The 24,703-nt window shown below is 72.4% G+C and carries 19 protein-coding genes and 2 pseudogenes (1 of these 21 cut by a window edge); 14 read left to right on the top strand and 7 right to left on the bottom strand.

Translation table 11 applies throughout. The features are described 5' to 3' along the window. Positions 1-140 precede the first annotated feature (140 nt). Positions 141-899, bottom strand: coding sequence for a TIGR03089 family protein (locus tag N8I84_RS16690; RefSeq protein ID WP_263230271.1), 759 nt, complete (start codon positions 897-899; stop codon positions 141-143). Positions 900-1,036: 137 nt separating this feature from the next. Here N8I84_RS16690 and N8I84_RS16685 point away from each other — a divergent pair, with 137 nt between their 5' ends. Next, positions 1,037-2,629 carry a peptidoglycan recognition protein family protein gene (locus N8I84_RS16685; protein ID WP_263230270.1) on the top strand — a complete coding sequence of 531 codons (1,593 nt, stop codon included), beginning with the start codon at positions 1,037-1,039 and terminating at the stop codon, positions 2,627-2,629. A gap of 149 nt (positions 2,630-2,778) precedes the next feature. Next, entirely contained in the window at positions 2,779-3,864 is a 1,086-nt protein-coding gene (locus tag N8I84_RS16680; RefSeq protein ID WP_263230269.1) for a mannose-1-phosphate guanylyltransferase, read from the top strand. Between the two features lie 52 nt (positions 3,865-3,916). Here the strand turns inward: N8I84_RS16680 and N8I84_RS16675 are convergent, their stop codons facing one another. The 4 genes and pseudogenes from N8I84_RS16675 to N8I84_RS16660 form a co-directional block, all read right to left on the bottom strand. After that, positions 3,917-4,918, bottom strand: a complete 1,002-nt coding sequence (locus N8I84_RS16675) for a DNA-3-methyladenine glycosylase family protein (protein ID WP_263230268.1) — start codon at positions 4,916-4,918, stop codon at positions 3,917-3,919. A gap of 143 nt (positions 4,919-5,061) precedes the next feature. Continuing rightward, positions 5,062-6,392 (bottom strand): annotated as a pseudogene (locus tag N8I84_RS16670) (coenzyme F420-0:L-glutamate ligase). A 14-nt stretch (positions 6,393-6,406) separates the two neighbouring features. Then, a complete protein-coding gene (gene cofD / locus N8I84_RS16665) occupies positions 6,407-7,390 on the bottom strand; it encodes a 2-phospho-L-lactate transferase (protein WP_263230267.1) in 984 nt (327 codons plus the stop codon). Between the two features lie 136 nt (positions 7,391-7,526). Continuing rightward, the gene (locus tag N8I84_RS16660; protein WP_263230266.1) at positions 7,527-8,033 is read right to left on the bottom strand and encodes a cysteine dioxygenase; all 507 of its coding nucleotides are present in this window, start codon (positions 8,031-8,033) and stop codon (positions 7,527-7,529) included. A 703-nt stretch (positions 8,034-8,736) separates the two neighbouring features. Between N8I84_RS16660 and N8I84_RS16655 the strand changes: the two genes are divergently transcribed. The 3 genes from N8I84_RS16655 to N8I84_RS16645 all read left to right on the top strand — a co-directional run bounded on the left by N8I84_RS16655 (position 8,737) and on the right by N8I84_RS16645 (position 14,402). Beyond that, positions 8,737-9,000 carry a WhiB family transcriptional regulator gene (locus tag N8I84_RS16655; protein ID WP_003975777.1) on the top strand — a complete coding sequence of 88 codons (264 nt, stop codon included), beginning with the start codon at positions 8,737-8,739 and terminating at the stop codon, positions 8,998-9,000. Between the two features lie 270 nt (positions 9,001-9,270). Next, a complete protein-coding gene (locus N8I84_RS16650) occupies positions 9,271-12,882 on the top strand; it encodes a glycosyltransferase family 2 protein (protein WP_263230265.1) in 3,612 nt (1,203 codons plus the stop codon). Beyond that, a complete protein-coding gene (locus tag N8I84_RS16645; RefSeq protein ID WP_263230264.1) occupies positions 12,879-14,402 on the top strand; it encodes a DUF5719 family protein in 1,524 nt (507 codons plus the stop codon). Before N8I84_RS16650 ends, N8I84_RS16645 begins: the two co-directional genes overlap by 4 nt. A 46-nt stretch (positions 14,403-14,448) precedes the next feature. Here the strand turns inward: N8I84_RS16645 and N8I84_RS16640 are convergent, their stop codons facing one another. Next, positions 14,449-14,898, bottom strand: a complete 450-nt coding sequence (locus N8I84_RS16640) for a metallopeptidase family protein (RefSeq protein WP_263230263.1) — start codon at positions 14,896-14,898, stop codon at positions 14,449-14,451. A 339-nt stretch (positions 14,899-15,237) separates the two neighbouring features. Here N8I84_RS16640 and N8I84_RS16635 point away from each other — a divergent pair, with 339 nt between their 5' ends. The 8 genes and pseudogenes from N8I84_RS16635 to N8I84_RS16600 all read left to right on the top strand — a co-directional run bounded on the left by N8I84_RS16635 (position 15,238) and on the right by N8I84_RS16600 (position 23,643). Further along, positions 15,238-15,669 (top strand): DUF3499 domain-containing protein, encoded by a 432-nt coding sequence (locus N8I84_RS16635; protein WP_263234783.1) that lies wholly within the window; start codon positions 15,238-15,240, stop codon positions 15,667-15,669. Positions 15,670-15,874: 205 nt separating this feature from the next. Further along, complete coding sequence (locus N8I84_RS16630; RefSeq protein WP_263230262.1) at positions 15,875-17,239, top strand: phosphomannomutase/phosphoglucomutase; 1,365 nt, start codon at positions 15,875-15,877, stop codon at positions 17,237-17,239. A gap of 127 nt (positions 17,240-17,366) precedes the next feature. Beyond that, on the top strand, positions 17,367-17,537 hold the full coding sequence (locus N8I84_RS16625) for a Trm112 family protein (protein WP_079102319.1): 171 nt from the start codon (positions 17,367-17,369) through the stop codon (positions 17,535-17,537). Between the two features lie 28 nt (positions 17,538-17,565). After that, positions 17,566-18,691: pseudogene (locus N8I84_RS16620) on the top strand (SIS domain-containing protein). A 139-nt stretch (positions 18,692-18,830) separates the two neighbouring features. Further along, a complete protein-coding gene (manA, locus tag N8I84_RS16615) occupies positions 18,831-19,982 on the top strand; it encodes a mannose-6-phosphate isomerase, class I (RefSeq protein ID WP_263230261.1) in 1,152 nt (383 codons plus the stop codon). Positions 19,983-20,147: 165 nt separating this feature from the next. Continuing rightward, a complete protein-coding gene (locus N8I84_RS16610; RefSeq protein WP_263230260.1) occupies positions 20,148-21,125 on the top strand; it encodes a cation diffusion facilitator family transporter in 978 nt (325 codons plus the stop codon). Positions 21,126-21,451: 326 nt separating this feature from the next. Continuing rightward, positions 21,452-22,909 (top strand): adenosylhomocysteinase, encoded by a 1,458-nt coding sequence (gene ahcY / locus N8I84_RS16605; RefSeq protein ID WP_263230259.1) that lies wholly within the window; start codon positions 21,452-21,454, stop codon positions 22,907-22,909. Between the two features lie 119 nt (positions 22,910-23,028). Continuing rightward, the gene (locus tag N8I84_RS16600) at positions 23,029-23,643 is read left to right on the top strand and encodes a hypothetical protein (RefSeq protein WP_263230258.1); all 615 of its coding nucleotides are present in this window, start codon (positions 23,029-23,031) and stop codon (positions 23,641-23,643) included. A 23-nt stretch (positions 23,644-23,666) separates the two neighbouring features. Here N8I84_RS16600 and N8I84_RS16595 read toward each other — a convergent pair whose 3' ends face one another. Further along, positions 23,667-24,611, bottom strand: a complete 945-nt coding sequence (locus N8I84_RS16595; RefSeq protein WP_263230257.1) for an RDD family protein — start codon at positions 24,609-24,611, stop codon at positions 23,667-23,669. A 90-nt stretch (positions 24,612-24,701) separates the two neighbouring features. Between N8I84_RS16595 and N8I84_RS16590 the strand changes: the two genes are divergently transcribed. Beyond that, positions 24,702-24,703 carry a 2-nt sliver of a stage II sporulation protein M gene (locus tag N8I84_RS16590; RefSeq protein WP_263230256.1) on the top strand. The gene runs 1,006 nt beyond the window's last position, so only 2 of the gene's 1,008 nt are visible here; only part of the start codon is in view: it crosses the right edge, with 2 bases visible at positions 24,702-24,703; its stop codon lies off the right edge, out of view.

The following is a 24,703-nucleotide window of genomic DNA, read 5'->3' as shown; positions in this document are numbered from 1 at the left end:
TCCGCTACTGGTCCGGATGGACGCCGACCGCGCCTCTATAGGGGCGCGGTGCCGGGACGATCGTGCGGCTCCGCGGCGTGGCGTGATCAGCCGCATAAGGACGAGCGGTCGGACAAGGGGCGGGAGCCGCGCGCCGCTGATCAGCTGACAGCCGTCGCCGTCACCTTTTCGCTCTCGATCCGCTTGGCCAGCCCTTCCTCTCCCAGCCGCTCGAGATGCCGGCACAGGACGACCGAGCCCCCCGCGGCCAAGGGCGCGTACAACCCGGCGCTCAGCCCCGCCCACGTGTCATACGGCAACCCCGACAGCAACCGCGCCCCCGGCCCCGTCAGCCCGAGGGGCAGCGCGTCCGCCCGGGCCCGCTCCACGACCTCCGCCGCCGTGCACTCGGCCCCGGCGACGATCAGCGCCGGCTCGTCCGGGTCGACGGGGGCGTACGGCTGGAAGCGGTCGCCCTGGCTCGGCACTTCGACGGCGTAGTCGAGGAAGCCGTCCGGGGTCTGCGGGAAGCGGCCGCCGAGGGGGCGCAGCGCGAGGGCCACGCGCTCTCCGGAACAGGCGAGCGCCGCGTCCAGCGTGTCGGGTCCGCTGACCACGAGGTCGGCGGCGGCCGGATCGCCGCCGACGTCCGCGAGGACGCCCACGGACGAGCAGGCGAGCAGCCACACCGCCGTCTGCCAGTGCGCGGGCAGCAGCAGCGCGACCCGGTCGCCGGGCTCGGCGGCGAGGTCGCCCTGAAGGAGATTGGCGGTCTTGGCCACCCAATTGGCGAAGGTGGCCACGGAGAGTTCGACGCGTTCGCCCGTGGCGTCGTCGTAGAAGGTCACCAGGGGGCGCGCGGGGTCCGCGGCGAGCGCGGATCGCAGCAGGTCGGCGGGGGTGCGATCGGTGGCGTTCACGGCGCAAGAGTACGCGGGGGCGGACGTGCGCGCGTCGGTGGCGGGGTGTGGGGCGCCACCGGTTCGGCCGAGTGTGGTCGACGGGTCGTCAGATTCCAAATGGACATATATGTCTGACTATGTTCAAGATCGTGTGCATGCGTGGATATCTTGCTTCTTCGATCGGCGCCACCTGCGCGGCGGTACTGACCCTTCCGCTCACGATCCCGGCCGCGGTGGCCGGAACGGGTGTGCGGGGTCCGTCGGCTTCGGCGGCCGTCCCCGGCAGTACCCAGTCCTTCCCCCTCGTGCCCTTCACCCGTGCCGCCGGGGCGGTGGTCGAAGCGGGCCTGACCCCGCAGGCGGTGCGCTCCTTCTCGCTCGTCGGCGTCGTCTGGGACGACCCGGGCACCGAAATCCACGGTCACGTCGAGGTCCGTACCCGCGCGAGCGGGACGCACCAGTGGTCCGAGTGGCAGGAACTCGAAACGCACCACCGCGGCCACGGCCCCGACCCCGGCACCGCGGAGGGCCGGTCCAGCAGGGCGCACGGGGCGACCGCGCCGCTGTGGGTCGGCGACTCGGACGGAGTGGCGGTACGGGTGAGCACCGAGGGGGACGACGCCGGAACGACACGATCACCGGCCCTCCCCAACGGACTCCGTGTCGAACTGGTCGACCCCGGCGTGGATGCGAAGGCGGGCGCCCCCGGCCCCACCGCCCACGCCGCCGTGCCGGAACCGTCGAACGGGGGCGCACCCGACACCGTGGCCGGCGCGGGCTCGAACGCGTTCGGCCGGGACGCCGGTCGCGCGTCCCTGAACGAGAGCACGGTCCCGTCGCCCTCGCGCGAGGGGAAGGAGCCGCAAGGGGTGAAGGAAACGCAGAGACCGCAGGGGACGGCGAAGGAACCCTCGGACGCGGCGGAGGAGACCGCCGACCCTGCGCAGGGGACGGCGAATCCCGCCAAGGAGGCCCCGAATCCCACCGAGGAGACCCCGAGCCCCGCCAAGGAGACCCCGAACTCGACGAACGGGACCGCGAATCCGGCACAGGAGACTACAAACCCGGCAAAGGAGACCGCGAACCCCGCGAACCCCGCGAACCCCGCGGACACCGCCGGCCCCGCGAAGGAGGCGACCCACACCGCCCCTCGCCCGAAAATCGTCACCCGCAGCGGCTGGGGCGCCGACGAGACCCTGCGCGAGGCGGGCTTCGTCTACACGGACAGCGTGAAGGTGGCGTTCGTGCACCACACGGCGTCGGGCAACAACTACACCTGCGCGCAGGCCCCTTCCGTCATCCGCAGTATCTATCGCTACCACGTGGTGAGTAACGGCTGGCGGGACATCGGCTACAACTTCCTGGTCGACAAGTGCGGAACCATCTACGAGGGCCGCGCCGGAGGCATCGACAAGCCCGTGCTGGGCGCCCACACCCTCGGGTTCAACAGCGACAGCATGGGCGTCGCCGTCATCGGCACCTACTCCGGCAACACCAAGCCGCCGACCCAGACGCTGGACGGCGTGGGCGCACTGGCCGCGTGGAAACTCGGTCTGTACGGCATGGATCCGCGCGGCACGACCTACCTGGTGTCCGGGGGTGGCAATCTGTACCCAAAGGGGCAGAAGGCGCGACTGAACGTGCTCTCCGGCCATCGCGACGGGTATGCCACGGACTGTCCTGGAGCGCAGCTCTACGGCAAACTCTCCACGATCCGCTCCACCGCGGCCCGCCTGCAGGGCCGCTGAGGACGGAGGCCGCCGCACGACGAAGGTGCCTGAGAGGGACGTCTCTCACGGTCCTCATAACGCCCCTTGCGGTCCTCGCAACACGGTCTGCATACACTGGTCGGCCGATTGACAGTTTGGCCGGTCCCGGCAGGAAGCAGAGACGACAGGTGACAGAAGCGATCCTCCTGGTCGGCGGTAGAGGCACCCGACTTCGCCCGCTCACGGTGAACACCCCCAAGCCGATGGTTCCGGCGGCCGGGGTCCCGTTCCTCACACACCAGCTGGCGCGGGCGAAGGCGGCGGGCGTGGAGCACATCGTGCTCGCCACCTCCTATCTGGCAGAGGTCTTCGAGCCGTACTTCGGTGACGGCTCGTCCCTCGGCCTCCGCCTCGAGTACGTCACGGAGGAGGAGCCCCTCGGCACGGGCGGCGCCATCCGCAACGTGGCAAGCCGCCTCCACTCCGGTCCCGAAGACCCGGTACTGGTCTTCAACGGGGACATCCTCACGGGCCTCGACATCAGCGCCCTGGTCCACACCCACCAGTCGACGGGCGCGGACGTGTCGCTGCACCTGACGAAGGTGACGGACCCGCGGGCGTTCGGCCTGGTCCCCACCGACGAGACGGGCCGGGTGACGGCGTTCCTCGAGAAGCCGCAGACACCCGAGGAGATCGTCACCGACCAGATCAACGCCGGCGCGTACGTCTTCCGCCGCTCGGTGATCGACACGATTCCCGTGGGCCGCCCGGTGTCGGTGGAACGCGAGACGTTCCCGGACCTGCTGGCGGCGGGAGCCCATCTGCAGGGCATGGTCGACTCCACCTACTGGCTGGACCTGGGCACCCCGGGGGCCTTCGTGCGCGGCTCGGCGGACCTGGTCCTCGGGCGGGCGCCGTCCCCGGCCGTGCCCGGCCGCTGCGGCGACCGCCTGATCCTGCCGACGGCCTCGGTCGCGTCGGACGCGAAGCTGACGGGCGGCACGGTCGTGGGCGAGGGCGCGTTCGTCGGAGAGGGCGCCCGGATCTCCGGCAGCACGGTGCTCTCCGGCGCCGTCGTGGAGCCCGGGGCGGTCATCACGGACTCCCTGATCGGCGCCGGCTCCCGCATCGGCGAGCGCTCGATCGTCACGGGCGCGGTCATCGGTGACGGCGCGGTGGTCGGCGCGGACAACGAACTCCGAGAAGGAGTACGGGTCTGGTGCGACGCGCGGATCCCGCCGGGCGCGGTGCGCTTCTCCTCGGACCAGCAGTAGCGCCTTTCGACGACGCCGGGTGCCCTGTGTCATGTGGGCACCCGGCGTCGTGCTACAACCGCCCGATGTCGCCCCGCCGCATCCGCGGGGCGCGCCGCGGCGGCGCACACCCGCTCAACAGGATCAGCCGTGCCGCCCGGTGCCGCTGGCCGGCGTACGGCTGAAGCAACGACAGCATCACGGAGTCGTCCGCGTCCCGGTCCCCGGCCAGCGCGTATCCGACGATCCCGGGCAGATGCAGGTCCCCGACGGTCACCGAGTCCGCCGCCCCGTGACTGCGCTGCACGGTCTCCGCCGAGGTCCACGGCCCGATGCCGGGCACCACCTCGAGCCGCGCCTGCGCCTCGGCCGGCTCCATCCCCACCGCCTGCTCCAGCCGGGCGGCGACCCGCACGGCCCGCAGGATCGTCGACGCCCGCTTGTTGTCGACCCCGGCCCTGTGCCAGTCCCAGGACGGAATGAGCGCCCACGTCCGCGGCGCCGGCATCACATGCATCCGCCCCGGCGCGGGTCCCGGCGCCGGTTCCCCGAACTTCCGTACGAGCAGCCGCCACGCCCGGTAGGCCTCGTCCGTCGTGACCTTCTGCTCCAGGATCGACGGAATCAGCGACTCCAGGACCAGGCCGGTCCGGGTGAGCCGCAGTCCCGGCCGGCGGTGCCGTGCCAGCGCGACCAGTCGGTGCCGTGGCTCGAAGGCGTCGGGATCGTCCAACGAGCCCAGCAGTTCCGGCAGTTGGTCCAGCAGCCACTCCGCACCGGGCCCCCAGGCCTCCGCCTCGGCGACCCCATCCCGGAGCGCGACCCGCAGCGTGCCCGGACCGAGAGGCGTACGGCTGGCCCGCCACACCGAGCCGTCGGGCGTCGCCCGGAAGGTGGGATCGGCGGGCCCTCGCCGCAGCGGCCCGAGCACCAGGCCCAGGTCCAGTGGTCCGGGCGGGGTCCAGGTCCGCTGCCGTCCGGGTGCCGCGGCCGGCCGCGGCACACCCGCGGGCACGACGACATGCCCACCGCGCGCGGTCGTGGGGGTGGGGCGGGGAGCGAATCGTCCGGCCACGGATGAGGTCCTGGTGGGTGTCGTGGTGTTCGGGTTGCGTCCTACGAGGGTTCTGGGCGTGGTCCCACGAGGGTTCCGGTTGTCGTCCTACGAGGGTAGGGGGCGCGTGCCCGGCTCCGGGCGCCTTGCGGCTGCGCCCCCGCTCACCGCACCTCGATGAACGCCCCCGCATCCCGCTGCGGCCGCGGCTTCGGTTCCTCAGCCGGATGCCCCACCGCCACGGCGCCCATCGGTTCCCAGTTCGCCGGCAGTTCCAGCACCTCGCGCACGACGTCCCGGCAGAACATCGTCGAGGACACCCACGCCGAGCCTAGCCGCTCCCCGGCGAGCGCGACGAGGAGGTTCTGCACGCCCGCGCCCGTAGCGACCACGAACATCTCCCGCTCGGCGGCGTCCCGCCGCACGTCGCCGTAGGTGTGGGAGCCGTCCATGACCATGCACGGCACGACGAGGTACGGCGCGTTGCGCAGCACGTCGCCGCGCCGGACGCGCTTGGCGATGGACTCCTCGGTCTTCCCGTCCCGGCGCAGGTCGGCGATCCACGCGTCCCGCATCGCGTCGAGCAGCCGCGTCCGCGACTCCTCGGACTCCAGCAGCACGAACCGCCACGGTGTGGTGTGGTGCGGCGCAGGAGCCGTCACGGCGGCGGCCACCGCACGGCGCACGGCACCGGGGTCGACGGGCTCGTCGGTGAACGCGCGCACCGTACGCCGCTGGACCACCGCCTCCCGTACCGCCTCGGACGTGCCCAGCCGGAACATGTCGTCGCGCGCACCGCGCACCATCGCCCGCGCGCCGTCGCCGTGGTCACCGGTCACCACGTGCGGCAGCCCGCGGACCACCGCGACGGGCAGCCCGGCTGCCTTGCCCTTGACCAGGTCGCCCGCGGCCGCCAGCTCGTCGGCGGTGGCGACGACGGTCGCGCTCAACGGTTGCCGTGCGCGTCCGTGCCGCCGCGCAGGTCGTCGAGGACCCGTACGCCCGCGGCCCCGATGGCGACGTCGGTGAGCCCGGTGCGCCAGGGCCGCCCGAAGGTGTCCGTGACGATCACGCCGACCTCCACGCCGAGCGTGTCCCGCAGGCCCTCGCGGATGGCGCGCGCGGACGCGTCGGGATCCTCGGGCAGCAACAGCACGGTGCCCGCCGGGGTGTTGGAGGCGTCGACACCGGCGGCGGCCATCACCAGGCCCTGCCGGTTCTCCACGATCCTGAGCGGACCGCGTCGGGCCACGACCCGCACGGTCTCCGCGTCGATGGCGGCCTCCCGGTCGTCCGCCCGGACGACGCGTCCCTCCGCCTTCGAGACGATCTTGGAGGTGACGAGCAGGACGTCGCCGTCGACGAGCCCCGGCTCGGCCGCGGCGATCACCTTGGCGAGGTCGTCGCCCTGACGGATCTCCGGCAGCCCCGCAAGCGCCCAGACCCGGTAGGCGGGCGCCGCGACGGGAGTCCCGCCACCGGCCCCGGCATCCATGGAAAGCCCGCCGCTCAAGCCCCCCGCACCTCCTCCGCCAGCGCGAGGGCCTCCCGGGCCATCCGCGCCGTCGCCTCCAGGTCCGTCATCATCAGCGGTACCGCGCGGCAGCGGATGCCCGCCGTCTCCACGCGCTCCACGGCGGCCGCGTCGACCGTGTCGACGAGCCAGCCGTCCAGCAGCCCCGAGCCGTAGTGCTCGGCCACCGCCGCGGCCGTGGACTCCACGCCGACCGCGGCGAGCACCTTGTCGGCCATCCCGCGCACCGGAGCGTCACCGATGATGGGGGACAGTCCCACCACCGGGACCCCGGCGTCCGCGATGGCCTCCCGGATGCCGGGGACCGCGAGGATCGTGCCGATGGAGACGACGGGGTTGGACGGCGGGAAGAGGATCACGTCCGCCTCGGCGATCGCCTCCAGGACACCCGGCGCGGGTTTCGCCTGCTCGGCGCCGACCGGCACGACCGCCTCGGCCGGGACGGAGGCGCGCAGCCGCACCCAGTACTCCTGGAAGTGGATCGCCTTGCGCTCGCCCGAGCCCGCGGCTGGGCCGCTGTCGGGCAGGGTGACGGCGACATGGGTCTCGACGCGGTCGTCCGACATGGGGATGAGCCGGACCCCCGGCTTCCAGCGGTCGCACAGCGCCTCCGTCACCGCGCTCAGCGGGTAGCCCGCGCCCAGCATCTGGGTCCGCACGATGTGCGTGGCGAAGTCGCGGTCACCGAGCCCGAACCACTCCGGCCCGACGCCGTACGCCGCGAGTTCCTCCTTGAGATGGAAGGTCTCGTCGGCCCGGCCCCAGCCCTGTTCCTCGTTGATGCCGCCGCCGAGCGTGTACATCACCGTGTCGAGGTCCGGGCAGACCTTCAGCCCGAAGAGGTGGATGTCGTCGCCGGTGTTGCCGATGACGGTGATCTCCGCGTCGGGCACGGCCCGCTTCAGACCCCGCAGAAACCGAGCACCGCCGATGCCGCCTGCCAGAACCACAATGCGCATGGATGCAGTCTTGCAGGCGCCTGCGACAACGCGTGACCCGGCGGTGACACCCGCGACGCCGCCCGGCACCGGGCGGGTCCCGGCCGCCGCCGGGCTCCCCTTCCGCCGGGGCTCCTCTTCTTCCTTCCGGGGGCTCTCAGGCCGTGACCGTGTCCACCGTGCCGCGCTCCGCCGTGCACGCCCTGGTGTGCATCGGCATCTCCGTCAGCCCGGGGAAGTAGACGTGCAGGCTGACCGCCGGTTCCAGCGCGTCGTTCACCACTTCGTGTACGTAGCCGGGCGCGAACACGCGCTGCGCCCCCGTGCGCAGTGCGCGCGTGCCGCGCTCCGTGCGCTCCGTGAGTGCGCCGTGCAGGACGGTCAGTACGCCCGAGGAGCGCCCGTGATCGTGCAGCCCGCTGCCCTGCCCGGGAACCCAGGACAGCAGCCACACCTCGTAGCCGGGTCCGGTCTGCAGCCGGTGGTACCAGCGGGAGGTCGCGTCGTACCGGACCAGGTCCTCCCACCGGGAGCGGTCGGCGGCGATGGAGCGGGCGAGCCCGGCGAACTCGGCCACGGTGACCGGGTGCTCGCGTGGCGGCTGAAGCAGGTGCGGTACTTCCAGGATGTCGCCGGCGATCTGGAGGTCGCTGTCGCTGTTCATGGATGCGGTGGTTCCTCGGCGGGAGAGTGCGGGGGGTGGGGTGTCGCGTGTCGTCCACCCGGGTCACGGGCATGACGCGAGCCCTGGTGCGGGCGGAGGGAACTGCAGCCGGGCCATGTGGACCCGGGAGCGGCCGGAGCGCGGGGGAAGGCTCAACAGCCGGAACAGCAACAGCTACAGCGAGCGCGGGCAGCACCGTGGGACCCGGCGGTGCGGGTCTGGGTGAGTGCCGAGTTCGCGAGCATGCCCACTAGCACATCGGTTCACACCTTCCCCTGTCAACTTGACGTCCGCCATGTGGGAGCTGTTTCACCTCATCCGGTTCATCCTGCAGAGGAAAGGTTTGTTCAGCGCGGTCGGGGGGACACATGGCGCACCGCCGGGCGCGTGGACGTCGTTGCGATCTCGTGATCCGAATGTGATCCGGTTCGCTTCGGCGTGCGTGTCGGAACGAGATCGAACTGCTGGGCGTCCTTCTCGGTGAGGGGTGACAGGGCCACCTGGGCCCCCACAGGCTGTCAGGGTTTATGCCGATTTGAACACTTTCCGCATAGCCTTGGTTCCGCAGAGTGAATAAGGGGCCCAATAGCAGATCTCGGCTTGACTGGCCCGGATCGGCACACTTGTAATTTCACTCGTGTCGTTCAGCCGGATTCGGTAACGGCTACATCACGGGGACGCGAAAGACAGACGAGGGGCGCACATGACCGAGCTGGTGCAGCAACTGCTGGTCGACGACGCGGACGAGGAACTCGGCTGGCAGGAGCGCGCGCTGTGCGCCCAGACCGACCCCGAGTCCTTCTTTCCCGAGAAGGGCGGCTCCACCCGCGAGGCCAAGAAGGTCTGCCTCGCCTGCGAGGTTCGCTCCGAGTGCCTCGAGTACGCGCTCGCCAACGACGAGCGGTTCGGCATCTGGGGCGGCCTGTCCGAGCGTGAGCGCCGCCGTCTGAAGAAGGCCGCCGTCTGACGTCGCCGTGGTCACCGTCGACACTGCCCGAAAAGAGTCGTTCAGGACGTCGTAAAGCAGTCGCACGCGGGTGTGGCGGCCGGCTCGCCCGGCGAGCGGCGAAAAGCCGCACATCCTTTCGTAACGAATGGCCCGTCGCAGGTGGGTTGTCCACAGGCGGCGGGCCGTGATCTTGTCCAGCCGTTAGTGTGGGCCTCCGTCCGAGACGTCCCGCTGCCCCCCGGGGCACAGGCGTCCACCGCAGTCCAACGAACCGGGGCCCGTACCTCGATGTCCGTGCACAGCCATACGGCGGTCCAACACGACCCGTCTCCACCAGAGTTCCCGCGTCACGTGGTCACCGCGGTGCTCGTCGCCCACGACGGCGCCCGCTGGCTGCCCGACGCGCTCGCAGGGCTGCTCGGCCAGGAGCGCCCCGTGCAGAACGCCGTGGCGGCCGACACCGGCAGCGCTGACGACTCCGCCCAGCTGCTCACCGACGCCCTCGGCCCCGACCGCGTCCTGCACCTGGCCCGGCGCACCGGTTTCGGCCAGGCCGTCGAGGAGGCGAACCGCTCCGCGCCCGTACCGACCCCGGACGACCTGCCGTACCTCAAGCGCCCCAGCGGCTGGGACCCCGTGACCCGCACCTGGCGGGACGAGGCCTACGACATGCCCGAGCTGCCGTACGGCGAGCCGGTGCAGTGGCTGTGGCTCCTGCACGACGACTGCGCCCCCGAACCGGGCGCACTGGCCGAGCTGTTGCGCGTCGTGGAGCACGAGGCCGAGCTGGGTCGCGAGGTCGCCGTCGTCGGCCCGAAGCTCCGCGGCTGGTACGACCGCCGGCAGCTGCTCGAGGTCGGCGTCACCATCGCCAACTCCGGCCGTCGCTGGACCGGCCTGGACCGCCGTGAACAGGACCAGGGCCAGCACGACCACATCCGCCCGGTACTGTCCGTGTCCACCGCCGGCATGCTGATCCGGCGTGATGTCTTCGATCAGCTCGGCGGATTCGACCGGAACCTGCCCCTGATGCGTGACGACGTCGACCTGTGCTGGCGCGCCCAGGCCGCCGGCCACCGCGTCCTCGTCGCCCCCGACGCGGTCGTACGACACGCCGAGGCGGCCTCCCGCGAGCGCCGCACCGTCGACTGCGTGGGCCGCACCGCGGCCTCCCCGCACAAGGTCGACAAGGCGGGCGCCGTCTATACCCTCCTCGTCAACGCCCGTTCCGCACAGCTGCCCTGGATCTTGCTCCGTCTGGTGCTCGGCACCCTGCTACGCACGGTGGCGTACCTCGTCGGCAAGGTGCCCGGGCAGGCCCTCGACGAGATCCGCGGCCTGCTGGGGACACTGCTGCGGCCCGAGCGGATCATCGCCGGGCGCCGCAGGCGCGGCCGCCCGCAGGTCGACAAGGGCGAGCTGCGCGCGTTGTTCCCGCCACCCGGAGCGACCGTCCGGGCCACCGTCGAACAGGTCGCGAGCAACCTGGTGGGCCGCTCCGACCCCGAGGTGTCCTCGGCCGGCCGGCACGGCGGCGGCCTGGAGTCCGGACCCGGAGGCGACGACGCCGACTTCCTGGAGGTCGAACAGTTCGCCCGACTCAAGCGCATCGCCCGCAAGCCCGGACCGGTGCTCTTCGGCGTCCTCCTGCTCGTCTCGCTCGTCGCCTGCCGCGCGCTGCTCGGCGGCGGCGCGCTCGCGGGCGGCGCGCTGCTGCCCGCGCCCGCCGACTCCTCCGAGCTGTGGTCGCGCTATCTCGACGCCTGGCATCCGGTGGGCGCCGGCGGTACGCATTCCGCGCCGCCCTATCTGGCACTCGTCGCCCTGCTCGCCTCGGTGCTGCTCGGCTCCACCGGTCTCGCGGTCACGGTGCTGCTCGTCTGCTCGGTGCCGCTCGCCGGGTTCACCGCGTACTTCGCCTCGCGTCCCCTCGTCGAGTCGCGGCTGCTGCGCGCGTGGGCGTCCGTCGCCTACGCCTTCCTGCCCGCCGCCACCGGCGCCCTCGCCGGCGGCCGCATCGGCACCGCGGCCCTCGCGGTCCTGCTGCCGCTCATCGCGCGCGCGGGCATCGCGGCCAGCGGTCTCGCCCACGCCTCCGGTGCGCGTGGCAGCTGGCGCGCCACCTGGGCCTACGCACTCCTGCTGACGATCACCACCGCGTTCACCCCGATCGTGTGGCCGATCGCCGTGGTCCTGGGCGTCGCGCTGCTCGTCGTGCGCCGCGACGACATCGTCGCCTACGGTCTGCGCTTCCTCGCCCAGGTCGGCACCCCGCTGCTGCTGCTCGCCCCCTGGTCGCTGTCGCTGCTGCCGTTCGGCTTCTTCAAGGAGGCCGGTCTGGCGTACGGCGCGAGTGCGGCCTCCGCCTCGGACCTGCTCGGCGCCAGCCCGGGCGGACCGGGGACGGTCAGCGGGCTCATGCTCATCGGCGTCGTCCTCGCCGCGCTGGCCGCCCTGATGCGCGGCGAGCGCCAGGCCGCCGTCTGGACGGCGTGGGCGGCCGCCCTGGTGGCGCTCGTCTTCGCGGTCCTGTCCAACCGCTCCGCCTGGGCCGGACCAGCGACCCTCGCCTACGGCCTCGCGCTGCTGGCCGCCGCGGCGGTCGGTGCGGACGGCGCACGTGCTCGCGTGGCCGAGCAGAGCTTCGGCTGGCGCCAGCCCGTCGCCGCGCTCATCGCGTTCGCGTCCGCGGCCGGGCCACTGCTCATCGCCGCCGGGTGGATGATCCGCGGCGCGGACGGGCCGCTGGAGCGGCGCGACCCCGTGCAGGTGCCCGCGTTCGTCGCCGAGGAGAGCGGCACCAGTGACCAGGCCCGCACTCTCGTCCTCGACGGCGAATCCACCGTGCGCGTGGGCTACACCCTGGTCCGCGGCTCCGGCGCCCGCCTGGGCGACGGCGAACTCGCCGCCGAGGACGGCGAGAACAAGCAGCTCGACAAGGTCGTCGCCAACCTCGTCGCGGGTTCCGGCGCCGACCAGGCCGACGAACTCGGCGGCTTCGCCGTGCGCTACGTCCTCGTCCGCAAGGGCGCGCCCCGCGACATCAGCCGCATCCTGGACGCCACACCCGGCCTGACCCGGCTCAGCCAGCAGGACGGCAGCGCCCTGTGGCGCGTCGACCACGAGGTCTCCCGCGCCGCGATCGTCGGCGGCACGGGCGCGCCGCAGCCCGTCGCGGCCGGGCCCGTGGAGATCCACGCCACGATCCCCTCGGGCGGCGAGGGCCGCATCCTGCGGATCGCCGACACCGCCGACCGGGACTGGACCGCCACCCTGGACGGCAAGCCGCTCACCGCCACCACCGTGGACGGCTGGGCCCAGGGCTTCAAACTGCCCGCATCGGGCGGCAGGCTGGACGTCACCTACGACACCCCGTTCGGCCACACCGCCTGGCTGTGGGCACAGGGCGCGCTCGCCGTCGTCCTGGTGGTGCTCGCCCTGCCCGGGCGCCGCCGTGACGTCGACGACGACCTCCCCGAGGAGCGGGTGGTGCCCGCCCAGGACACCACCGGCGAGGGCCGTCGCGCCCGCCGGCTGCGGGCGCAGGCCGAGGCGGAAGAGCCCGCCCAGGACGCCGACACCCCGCCCGCCCCTCCGCAGGAGCCCCCCGCCGCCGTCCCGCACCAGCCGGCGTACGGGGAGTGGGACACGACGGGCTACGCGGACACCGAGTACGGCTCCTACGGCGGCGAGCACTACCAGGGCGTCCCCCAGCAGTACGCGCCGGGCGCCTACGAGCAGCAGCAGTACCAGGCCGACCCTTATCAGGGCGCCCAGTACGACCCGTACGGGTACGGCAACACGGCGCCGTACGACCCGACGTACACCCAGGGCTACGCCGCGCCGTACGACCCGGCGCACGGCACCGACAGTGAGCGCCCCGACGGGAGCCAGCAGTGAACCGTACGACCCTGTCTTTGATCGTCGGCGCGACCGCGCTCGCCGCCGTCACCGGATTCGCGGCACTCGGCGCGCCGGCCGCCTCCGGCAGCGACACCCCGAAGGCGGCCGCACGGCTGCCGGTGGAGCAGACCCGGCTGCTGTGTCCCCAGCCGAGCAACTCGGACATCGCCGACACCTCGTACACGTCCTTCACGCCGGTCGCGCAGGGCACCGGCGGCAGCGGCAAGGCCCAACTGACCGCGGCCGCCGAGCAGTCGGCGGACAGCACGGACACCGGCAAGAGCGGCAAGGCGGGCAAGGGCAAGGGCAAGAAGCAGTCCGACGCGCCGACAGTGACCCCCAAGCAGCCCGGCACCCCGGCCACCGGGGACGGCTCGGGCGCCGACACGCCCGCGCTGATCGGCACCGCCACGGGCAGGTTCGCGCCCGGCTGGACGGTCCAGGAGACCACCGCGGTCGCCGCCGGCTCCGGGCGCGGCTTGCTCGGCGTCAACTGCACCGCACCCGACACCGAGTTCTGGTTCCCGGGCGCCAGCACCGCCGCCTCGCGCACCGACTACGTGCACCTGACCAACCCCGACGACTCCGCCGCGGTCGTCGACATCGAGCTGTACGGCAAGGACGGCAACCTGAAGTCGGCGGTCGGCGAGGGCATCACCGTCCAGCCGCACTCCAGCGAACCGGTTCTGCTGTCCACGCTCACCGCAGCGAAGGAGAGCGACCTCACGGTCCACGTCAGTGTCCGCAGCGGCCGGGTCGGCGCCGCCGTGCAGGCCCTGGACGACAAGCTGGGCGGCGACTGGCTGCCCGCCTCCACGGACCCGGCGGGGTCCCTGGTGCTGCCCGGCATCCCCAAGGACGCCACCGACGTGCGTCTGGTCGTCTTCACGCCCGGTGACTCCGACGCCGACCTCAAGGTGCGCCTCGCCTCGCCCTCCGGGGAGATCACCCCGGCCGGGAACGAGACGGTGCACGTGAAGGCCGGCATGACCACCGCGGTGGACCTCGGCGGCATCACGCGCGGCGAGGCCGGCTCCCTGGTGCTGACGCCCAGCGACACCCCGGTCCCGGTGGTCGCCGCGCTGCGCGTGGTGCGGGGCAAGGGCGGCGGGCAGGAGTCGGCGTTCATCCCGGCCACCGCGCCGGTCGGCTCGCGTGCGTCGGTCGCCGACAACAGCTCCAAGGGCACCACGCTCGCGCTGGCAGCACCGGGCGCCACAGCCACCGTCAAGGTCACCGCGTCCGCGGGCAGCGAGGGCGGCACGGCCGTGACGAAGCAGTACACGATCAAGGGTGGCACGACACAGGACGTGGAGGTGCCCGTGCCGAGCGGCCTGAAGGGCACCTACGCGCTCACCGTGGAGACGCTCTCCGGCGGCCCCGTCTACGCCTCCCGCACCCTCCAGACGACCATCGAGGGGCTGTCGGCGTTCACGGTGCAGACCCTGCCGGACGACCGGGGCACGGTGGCCGTGCCGGAGACACGACAGGACCTGTCGGTGCTGCTGGAGAAGTGACGGAAGGATCCGTGAGGGTGCGGAAGGATCCGTGAGGGTGCGGGGCTCAGTCCTCGCCGTAGCGCGGATCCACCGTCTCCGGTGTCAGACCCAACAGCTCCGCCACCTGCTCCACGACCACCTCGTGGACCAGGGCGGCACGCTCGTCGCGGCCCTTGGTCCGGATCTCGACCGGGCGCCGGTAGACCACCACGCGCGCGTGGCGGCCGTCGCGGGCCGGGACGGTGCCTCCCAGAGGTACGGCCTCGTCGCTCCAGCCCGCGCCGGGGCCGTCCAGGCGCGGCACCTCCAGAACCAGGAAGTCGATGTCGGCGAGTTGCGGCCAGCGCCGCTCCAGGCGCTCCACGGAGTCCTGCACCAGATCCGCGAACACCTCGGCGCGGCTCGCGGAGAGCGGCACCTGGGGCGGTGCGACGGGGCCGCGCATGCCTCGGCCGTGGCGGTCACGGCGGCGGGGCGCGGGTGCGGCGGCGCGGGGCGGTACGGGGGTGTCCATCACTGAAAGAAGCGTAGTCCCCGCCGGGACGCCACGCTCGGCCCCACGCGAACCCACGCCGCTTCGGCCGCGCCCGTCCGGCCGACTCGCCCCGGACGGTCCGGCCCCGGGCGAGCGGAGGCCACACGGCATGTCGCCGGATGACCATTCCAGCCAAGCTTGGGCTCGATTCCGTATCCCTCCGGGACCGTCGAGCTCATGAACTTTGACGAGGTTTGTACCAAGTGGTGACCGCTTTCAGAGCTGTCCGGTATCTCGTCATGGGCTGTCCGCGCAGGTCAGCCAAGCGGCCCCGAAAGGGGGTGTGGGGTGTTTCACAGCACGACACGGTGGAGTGACCTGGGGGAGAGTCGTCGCGGCCCGCTCAAGAGTGCGGTACCGTCCAACGTCGTGAGCCCTGTACGTCGCTGTTCGCGCACCGCTTGCGGCCGACCCGCCGTCGCGACGCTGACGTACGTCTACGCCGACTCGACCGCGGTCCTCGGCCCGCTCGCCACCTACGCCGAACCCCACTGCTACGACCTGTGCGCCGAGCACTCCGAGCGGCTGACCGCGCCGCGCGGCTGGGAGGTCGTCCGGCTGCTGGACGGATCGGCCCCCACGCGCCCGAGCGGCGACGACCTCGAGGCGCTGGCCAACGCGGTCCGCGAGGCGGCCCGCCCGCACCAGCGCACGGCCGAGGCGGGCGGCGGCGGCAGCGCCCGTACGGCCGACCCGATGGAGGTCGCACGCCGCGGCCATCTGCGCGTCCTGCGCTCACCCGACAACTGAGCGTCCACCCCTCCTCGTCACCCCTCCTTTGCACCCCCTGATCGCACTCCCTGCCCCTGTCAGGTGCGGTTCCGCGTACCTGCGTGCCGGTGATATCCGGTATGAACTCCGTTCGAACTGTTGGGCGGACCCCGGGGGCCCGCGGCTGGGCACCGGCTCCAGCAGGTAATTTGGGGGCATCGTTGAGAACTCAGGAGGGTTGGCCGTGGCTGCTGATCTGTCGCAGATCGTGAAGGCGTACGACGTACGCGGGGTGGTCCCGGACCAGTGGGACGAGACGCTGGCCGAGCTGTTCGGCGCGGCTTTCGCCCAGGTGACCGGTGCGGACGCGATCGTGATCGGCCACGACATGCGGCCCTCCTCCCCGGGCCTGGCGGACGCCTTCGCGCGTGGAGCCGCCGGACGCGGTGCGGACGTCACCGAGATCGGCCTGTGCTCGACGGACCAGCTGTACTACGCGTCGGGCGCGCTGAACCTGCCGGGCGCCATGTTCACCGCCTCGCACAACCCGGCGAAGTACAACGGCATCAAGATGTGCCGCGCGGGCGCCGCGCCCGTCGGCCAGGACACGGGCCTCGCCGAGATCCGCGCTCTGGTCGAGGAGTGGCTGGACGGGGAGGCGCCGCAGCCCGTGGAGACGCCGGGCACGATCACCCAGCGCGACACGCTGGACGACTACGCGGCGTACCTGCGCTCGCTCGCCGACCTGACCTCCATCCGCCGACTGAAGGTCGTCGTGGACGCCGGCAACGGCATGGGCGGCCACACCGTGCCGACCGTCCTCGCCGGGCTGCCCGTCGACCTGGTTCCCATGTACTTCGAGCTGGACGGCACCTTCCCGAACCACGAGGCCAACCCGCTCGACCCGAAGAACATCGTCGACCTGCAGAAGCGGGTGCGCGAAGAGGGCGCCGACATCGGCATCGCCTTCGACGGCGACGCGGACCGCTGCTTCGTCGTCGACGAGCACGGCGACCCGGTCACCCCGTCCGCGATCACCGCGCTGGTCGCAGCCCGGGAACTGGCCAAGCACGGCGGCAAGGGCGCGGTCATCCACAACCTGATCACCTCCTGGTCGGTGCCCGAGGTCGTCCGGGAGAACGGCGGCACGCCGGTCCGCACCCGCGTCGGCCACTCCTTCATCAAGGCCGAGATGGCCCGCACCGGCGCCATCTTCGGCGGCGAGCACTCCGCGCACTACTACTTCAAGGACTTCTGGAACGCCGACACGGGCATGCTCGCCGCGCTCCACGTCCTCGCGGCCCTCGGCGGCCAGGAGGGCCCGCTCTCCCAGCTCGTGGCCGAGTACGACCGCTATGCGGGCTCCGGCGAGATCAACTCCACGGTCGACGACCAGAAGGGCCGCCTCGCCGCCATCAAGGCCGCCTACGAGGGCCGCGAGGGCATCGAACTGGACGAGCTGGACGGCCTGACCGTCTCCTCCGCCGACTGGTGGTTCAACGTCCGCCCGTCCAACACCGAACCGCTCCTGCGCCTGAACGCCGAGGCGAGGGACGAGGCGACCATGGCGAAGATCCGGGACGAGGCACTGGAGATCATCCGCGCCTGACGCCCCACCACACGCCGCGCCGGGCGGGGCGGGCGCACGGCAGCGCCCGCCCCGGCCAACCCCCGCATGCCGCCGCCCGCAGCGGTAGTCTGACCAGGCCAAGCGCACCAGCCCGAAGGGACCCGTCATGCCGCTCGAAGCCGGACTCCTCGAGATCCTCGCCTGCCCGGCGTGCCACGCACCGCTCAAGGAGGAGGAGAGCGAGCTGGTCTGCACCGGCCAGGACTGCGGCCTCGCCTACCCCGTCCGGGACGGCATCCCGGTCCTGCTCGTCGACGAAGCCCGCCGCCCCGCCTGACGCACCCGGCGATCGGAGGCTGCCGCCCATGCTCGACGAATCGCTGCTCGACGACCCCGAGGCGCTGGCGCGCGCCGACCGACGCGGACTGCTCCGGGGCGCCGCCGAGGCAGGTGCCCGGGTCCGCACGGCCGTGCGGTTCGCCACCGAGGCGGGGGTCAACGACCTGAGGCCCGACGGCCGCCCCGAGCCGTGCTCATCGCGGGCCCCGGCACCGCCTCCGTGGGCGTCGCCGAACTGCTCGGCACCCTCGCCGGCGCCGCCTGCCCGGTCGTCCGCATCCACCCCACCGGCGTCGCCCCCGCCGCCGGCGCCCTGCGCTGGGAGCTGCCCGGCTGGGCCGGGCCCGTCGACCTGCTGCTCATCGCCACACCCGACGGCTCCGAACCCGGCCTCGGCATCCTGGTCGAGCAGGCCTACCGCCGCGGCTGCACCGTCGTCGCCGTGGCCCCCGCCCGCTCTCCGATCACGGAGGCGGTGACCGCCGCCCACGGCCTGTTCGTGCCCATGGCGACCGCCCCGTACGAGCAGGAGGAACCCCTCGCCGCCTCCGCGCCCGGCGTCCTGTGGGCCCTGCTCACCCCGCTGCTCGCCCTCCTGGACCGCACCGGCCTGCTCTCCGCGCCGCCCGACGCCCTGGAGAAGGTCGCCGACCGCCTCGACCAGGTCGCCGAACGCTGCGGCCCGGCCATCGCCACCTACAGCAACCCCGCCAAGAGCCTCGCCGCCGAACTCGCCGAAGCGCTCCCGGTGATCTGGACGGAAGGCGTCTCCGCCGCACCCGCCGGCCGCCGCTTCACCGCCGCGCTCGCCGAGCTGGCGGCCGTCCCGCGCTCACCGCGCAGCTGCCGGAAGCACTCGCCGCGCACGGCGTGCTGCTCTCCGGCCCACTCGCCGCGGGCGCCGACCCCGACGACTTCTTCCGCGACCGCGTCGAGGAGGCACAAGCCCTGCACGCGCGCGTGGTACTCCTGCGGGACCGTCCCATCGGCGGCCTGAGCGCCGCCCCCGCCGCCCGAGACCTGGCCCTCAGCCACGACACGGCGATCAGCGAACTCGAACCCGAGGACGGCGACGAGCTGGAGACCCTCGCGGAACTGATCGCCATCACGGATTTCGCCGCCGTTTACGTGGCGCTCGCCTTCGGGGCCTGACCTGGCGCTGTCACCGGAGAGGTCCACCGCAGACCTTTCGGCCACAGCACTAGGCTCACACCATCTGACCAGCGCGCACCGGTCGACCCGTCCAGAGCGGCGCCGACCGGGAGCGTACGTACGGAGACGAAGAAAACTCATGGATCGCCTCGACAACACCATCCGCCCCTACGCCTGGGGTTCGACCACCGCCATCCCCCGGCTCCTCGGCGTGGCGCCGACCGGTGAACCGCAGGCGGAGATGTGGATGGGCGCCCACCCGGGCGCGCCGTCGCGCACCCCGCGCGGCCCGCTCAACGAGGTGATCGACAAAGCACCCGAGAGCGAGCTGGGACAGCGGACTCTCGCCCGGTTCGGCCCCCGGCTGCCGTTCCTGCTGAAGATCCTCGCCGCCGGCGCCCCGCTCTCCCTCCAGGTCCACCCCGACCTGGAGCAGGCGAAGGCGGGCTACGCCGACGAGGAGCGCCGCGGCATCCCGGTGGATGCGGCCCACCGCAACTACAAGGACGCCAACCACAAGCCCGAACTGATCTGCGCCCTCACCGAGTTCGACGGCCTGTGCGGCTTCCGGGCCCCCGACGCCGCCGCCGACCTGCTCGCCGGACTCGACGTCGACTCCCTCAAGCCGTACGTCGACGTGCTGCACGCCCATCCCGAGGACGCCGCCCTGCGCGAGGTCCTCACCGCCGTGCTGAGCGCCGACCCCGAGGAGATGACCCACACGGTCACCGAGGCGGCGGCCGCCTGCGCCCGCCTCGGCGGCGCCTACGCCCCGTACGCCGACATCGCCCACCACTACCCCGGTGACCCGGGTGTGATCGCCGCGATGCTGCTCAACCACGTCCGACTGCAGCCGGGCGAGGCCCTCTACCTCGGCGCCGGCGTCCCGCACGCCTACCTGAGCGGCCTCGGGGTCGAGATCATGGCCAACTCCGACAACGTCCTGCGCTGCGGCCTGACCCCCAAGCACGTCGACGTCCCCGAACTGCTGCGGATCGTCCGCTTCGAGGCGAGCGACCCCGGCGTTTTGCGCCCGGAGGCCTCCGCGGACGGCGAGGAGGTCTACGAGACCCCGATCGACGAGTTCCGCCTGTCCCGGTACGTGGTGACCGAGGGCGCCGCCCCGCACGACCTCACGCGCGCGACCCCGCAGATCCTGCTGTGCACGGCCGGTTCCGTCCGCGCGGGCGACCAGGTGCTAGCGCCCGGCGAGTCGGTGTTCGTACCTGCGGAGGACAAGGCCGAGGTGTCCGGGGCCGGCACGGTCTTCCGGGCCACGGTCGCCGCCTGACACCGGAGCCCGGCCCCGGGCCGGGCGCCGTCACGGTCCCGGCCCGGCGCACCGCTGTCGGAGCCTGCTGCAACAATGGCCCACCGGCAAAGGACGGGCAAAGCCCCGGACGGCGTACGGTACGTCGTCCCGGGCGCGACGGTTACGAAGGGACAACGCGAACACATGAGCGCGTCAGGCGGCACCAGGGCGATCGTGGCGGCACTCGGCGCCAACCTCGCGATCGCGGCATCGAAGTTCGTCGCGTTCGCCTTCAGCGGCTCGTCGTCGATGCTCGCGGAGGGCGTCCACTCGCTCGCCGACTCCGGCAACCAGTTCCTGCTGCTGATCGGCGGCAAGCGCGCCCGGCGCGAGGCGACCCCGCAGCACCCGTTCGGCTACGGCCGCGAGCGGTTCATCTACGCCTTCCTCGTCTCCATCGTCCTCTTCTCCATCGGCGGCATGTTCGCCATCTATGAGGGCTACGAGAAGATCCGGCACCCGCACGCCCTGGAGAACTGGTACTGGCCGGTGGGCGTCCTCATCTTCGCGATCATCGCGGAGGGCTTCTCCTTCCGCACGGCGATAAAGGAGTCCAACGAACTGCGCGGCAAGCTCTCCTGGGCGCAGTTCATCCGCCGGGCCAAGGCCCCGGAGCTGCCGGTCGTCCTCCTGGAGGACTTCGGCGCACTCATCGGTCTGGTCCTCGCCCTCGGCGGCGTCGGCCTCGCCCTGCTCACCGGCGACGGCATCTGGGACGGCATCGGCACCGTCTGCATCGGTGTCCTCCTCGTCCTGATCGCCCTGGTCCTCGCCGCCGAGACCAAGTCCCTGCTCCTCGGCGAGGCCGCGGGCGTCGACGTGGTCAAGCAGATCGAGGCGGCGATCGTCGACGGCGAGACGGTCACCGGCCTCATCCACATGCGCACACTCCACCTGGGCCCCGAGGAACTGCTCATCGCCGCCAAGATCGCCGTGCAGCACGACGACACGGCCGCCCAGGTCGCCTCCGCGATCAACGCCGCCGAGGCCCGCATCCGCGCCGCCGTCCCCATCGCCCGCGTCATCTACCTCGAGCCCGACATCTACAGCGAGGCCGAGGCCACCAAGGGCCCGGACCCCGAGGCGACGCCCGGCGGCCCGGGACCGAGCACCGGACACTGATCACACCGCCGAGCCGTGACGGACCGACCGGACCACGTGAGGGCCCCGATCACACGGCCCGCTCCCGTGATGCCGTCCGCAGGCAATCGGACGTCTTCCGAGGCGGACTGGGGACGGCTGGGTCCTCCGGTGTAGCTTGGAACGGAGCCAGACGTCGCTGCTGATGGCGGTCGGGCGGTCCAGGACGGGCCGGCCGAGGGAGAGAGGGCCTCCGACGGACTGCGCTGCGCGCACGTGGGCATGCCTGTGTCCTCGGGCACGCCTGTGCCCGCCGCCGCGCAGACCAGCCGTACCCACCTCGACCCAACCCCGAGGAGCAGCTCGCAATGACGACTGTCGAGAACCGACAGGACTTCAAGGTCGCCGACCTTTCTCTGGCCGAGTTCGGCCGCAAGGAGATCACCCTCGCCGAGCACGAGATGCCGGGCCTGATGGCGATCCGCAGGGAGTACGCCGGGGTGCAGCCCCTGGCCGGCGCCCGTATCACCGGCTCTCTGCACATGACCGTCCAGACCGCCGTCCTCATCGAGACCCTCGCCGCTCTCGGCGCGCAGGTCCGCTGGGCGTCCTGCAACATCTTCTCCACCCAGGACCACGCGGCCGCCGCCATCGCCGTCGGGCCGAACGGCACGCCCGACGACCCGCAGGGCATCCCGGTCTTCGCGTGGAAGGGGGAGACGCTCGAGGAGTACTGGTGGTGCACGGAGCAGGCGCTGACGTGGCCGGACAGCCCCACCGGTGGCCCGAACATGATCCTCGACGACGGCGGTGACGCCACCCTGCTGGTCCACAAGGGCGTCGAGTACGAGAAGGACGGAAAGGTCCCCTCGCCCGAGACGGCCGAGTCCGAAGAGCACCGCGTCATCCTCCAGCTGCTGACCCGCACCCTGGGTGAGGACCCGCAGAAGTGGACCCGGCTGGCGTCCGAGATCCGCGGGGTGACCGAGGAGACCACGACCGGTGTCCACCGCCTGTACGAGATGCAGCGCGAGGGCACCCTCCTGTTCCCGGCGATCAATGTCAACGACGCCGTCACCAAGTCGAAGTTCGACAACAAGTACGGCTGCCGCCACTCCCTGATCGACGGCATCAACCGCGCCACGGACACCCTCATCGGTGGCAAGACGGCGGTCGTCTGCGGTTACGGCGATGTGGGCAAGGGCTGCGCGGAGTCCCTGCGCGGTCAGGGCGCCCGCGTGATCGTCACCGAGATCGACCCGATCTGCGCGCTGCAGGCGGCGATGGACGGCTACCAGGTCACGACGCTGGACGAGGTCGTCGACAAGGCCGACATCTTCGTCACCACGACCGGCAACCGGGACATCATCATGGCCGGTGACATGGCCAGGATGAAGCACCAGGCGATCGTCGGAAACATCGGCCACTTCGACAACGAGATCGACATGGCCGGCCTGGCCAAGGTCCCCGGCATCGTCAAGGACGAGGTCAAGCCGCAGGTCCACACTTGGACCTTCCCCGACGGCAAGAAGATCATCGTCCTCTCCGAGGGCCGTCTGCTGAACCTGGGCAACGCCACCGGTCACCCCTCGTTCGTGATGTCCAACTCCTTCGCGGACCAGACGCTGGCCCAGATCGAGCTGTTCACCAAGCCCGACGCGTACCCGACCGGCGTGTATGTGCTGCCCAAGCACCTCGACGAGAAGGTCGCCCGTCTCCACCTGGACGCGCTCGGCGTGAAGCTGACCGAGCTCCGCCCCGAGCAGGCGGCGTACATCGGCGTCGAGGTCGAAGGCCCGTACAAGCCGGACCACTACCGCTACTGACCGAGCCCCGGTCCGAAGGCAGGCCCCCGCACCCCCGTGCCGGGGGCCTGCCCCCTTTCCACACACTGGGCCCTTCCGGACCACTGGGCGGACCGGCCCCGTCAAGCCCCAGGACCCTCATGCCCCGCGGCAGATATTCGCTCCACGATCCGCACGACCAGACCCTCCTCGCCGAAGAACACTTCCAGTGCGCGCCGGGCCCCACCGGCTGGCGCTATGTCTCCCAACTGACCACCCCCTCCGGCGATCACGCAGGCTCCGTCGACCTGGCCCTCGACGAGCTCGGCCGCCCCATCCGCCTCGAACTCCACGCCTCGAGCTGGCAGGTGCGGGGCGCCGCCCTCGACGGCGTCACCTGGGTCCGCACCGACCCCACCGGCACCCATGCCACCGAAGGCAATGTCCGCGCCCACGCCTTCACCGGCGCATCCCCCGCGTTCCTCGTCGCCACCGCCCGTCTTCTGCGCCTCACCCCCTCTTCCTCCGCGACGCGCGTACGCCTCGTCGCCTTCACCGATCCGGTCCTCGCCCCGCGCACCGTGGACCAGTCCTGGGCCCTGATCGGAAGAGAAGCACACACCACTGACAACGCCCCCCTCATCGTGGACGAATACCAGGTCACAGCCCTGGACACGGGCGAGCGGCACACTGTCCACATCGCAGGGGACGTGGTGCTGGCGGCACCGGGCATCGAGCTGGAGGACCTCCAGTCGCCGCCGTCGGTGTTTCCATGACAGCGACCCGGCGGTGACCGCGGTCACCCGGGCGGCGCGAAGCCGGTGGAGGGCCGAGCCGGCGGTTCGGGTGGAGTCGGCCGCATGGGCGGCGTCGGTGCCGGCTGCTGGTCCTGCGGGGTCACGGGGGCCACGGGCACCGGGGCCTGGGGCGCGGCGTAGGGCTGCTGAGCTGCGGCGCCGGCCTGCGGACCACCTTCGACGGCCTCGACAGCCCCCCAGCCGCCGGAGGCCCGCCGGGCCTCCCGTGCCTGCCGTTCCTGCACCACCGCAGCCAGATAAGCGGCCGGCGGCACCCCGGGCGGTGTCGGCACGCCCGTACGAGCCGCCAGGTCCGCGGCGAGACGTTCCGCCATCGTCCAGCCCACCTGCGGATCCAGCTGGTGCATCCGGGTCAGGTACTGCCGGATCGCCAACCACAGCCCGTCCGGAACGGCCGAGAGGTCGAGCGCGGAGAACCGCCCGGCCAGCCACGGCGGCGGCGGAGGCACGAAGGACGCACGGCCGGCGGGCACCCGCTCGCGCACCACGAGCGTGCCCGCGAACACGTCACCGAGCCGCCGCCCCCGTGCCGACACCAGCGAGGCGATGCACGCCACGACCCCGAAGGTCGTGAGGATCTCGACCACACCGACCGCGCCCCGTACCAACGCGTGCCGGAACCGGATCGGCCCCCCGTCGTCCCGCACCACCCGCAGCCCGCACGCCAGCTTGCCCAGCGAACGCCCATGGCTCAGCGTCTCCACCGCGATCGGCCCGCCCACCGGCACGAGGACGAAGGCGGCGATCGACACCGCGGTCTGCGCGGCCTCGTCAAGGCCGGACGTGGACGCCACCAGGGCGATCATCACAAGGACGTAGACGAGCACGGCCACCACCAGGTCGAGCAACACGGCCAGCGCCCGGCTCGGCAGCTTCGCGGGGCGCAGCTCCAGCGCCACCGCCTCACCCGTCACTAGCTCACTCACGCCGACCGTCCTTCCCCTGACCCTCCCCGGAGTACGACAGTCTGCCAAGCTGAGGGCACATCGCGCCGCAGTACGAGGAGCAGCCCGTCCAT

Source organism: Streptomyces cynarae (assembly GCF_025642135.1).
GTDB classification, from domain to species: domain Bacteria; phylum Actinomycetota; class Actinomycetes; order Streptomycetales; family Streptomycetaceae; genus Streptomyces; species Streptomyces cynarae.
This window is presented reverse-complemented; position numbering and strand designations above follow the sequence as displayed.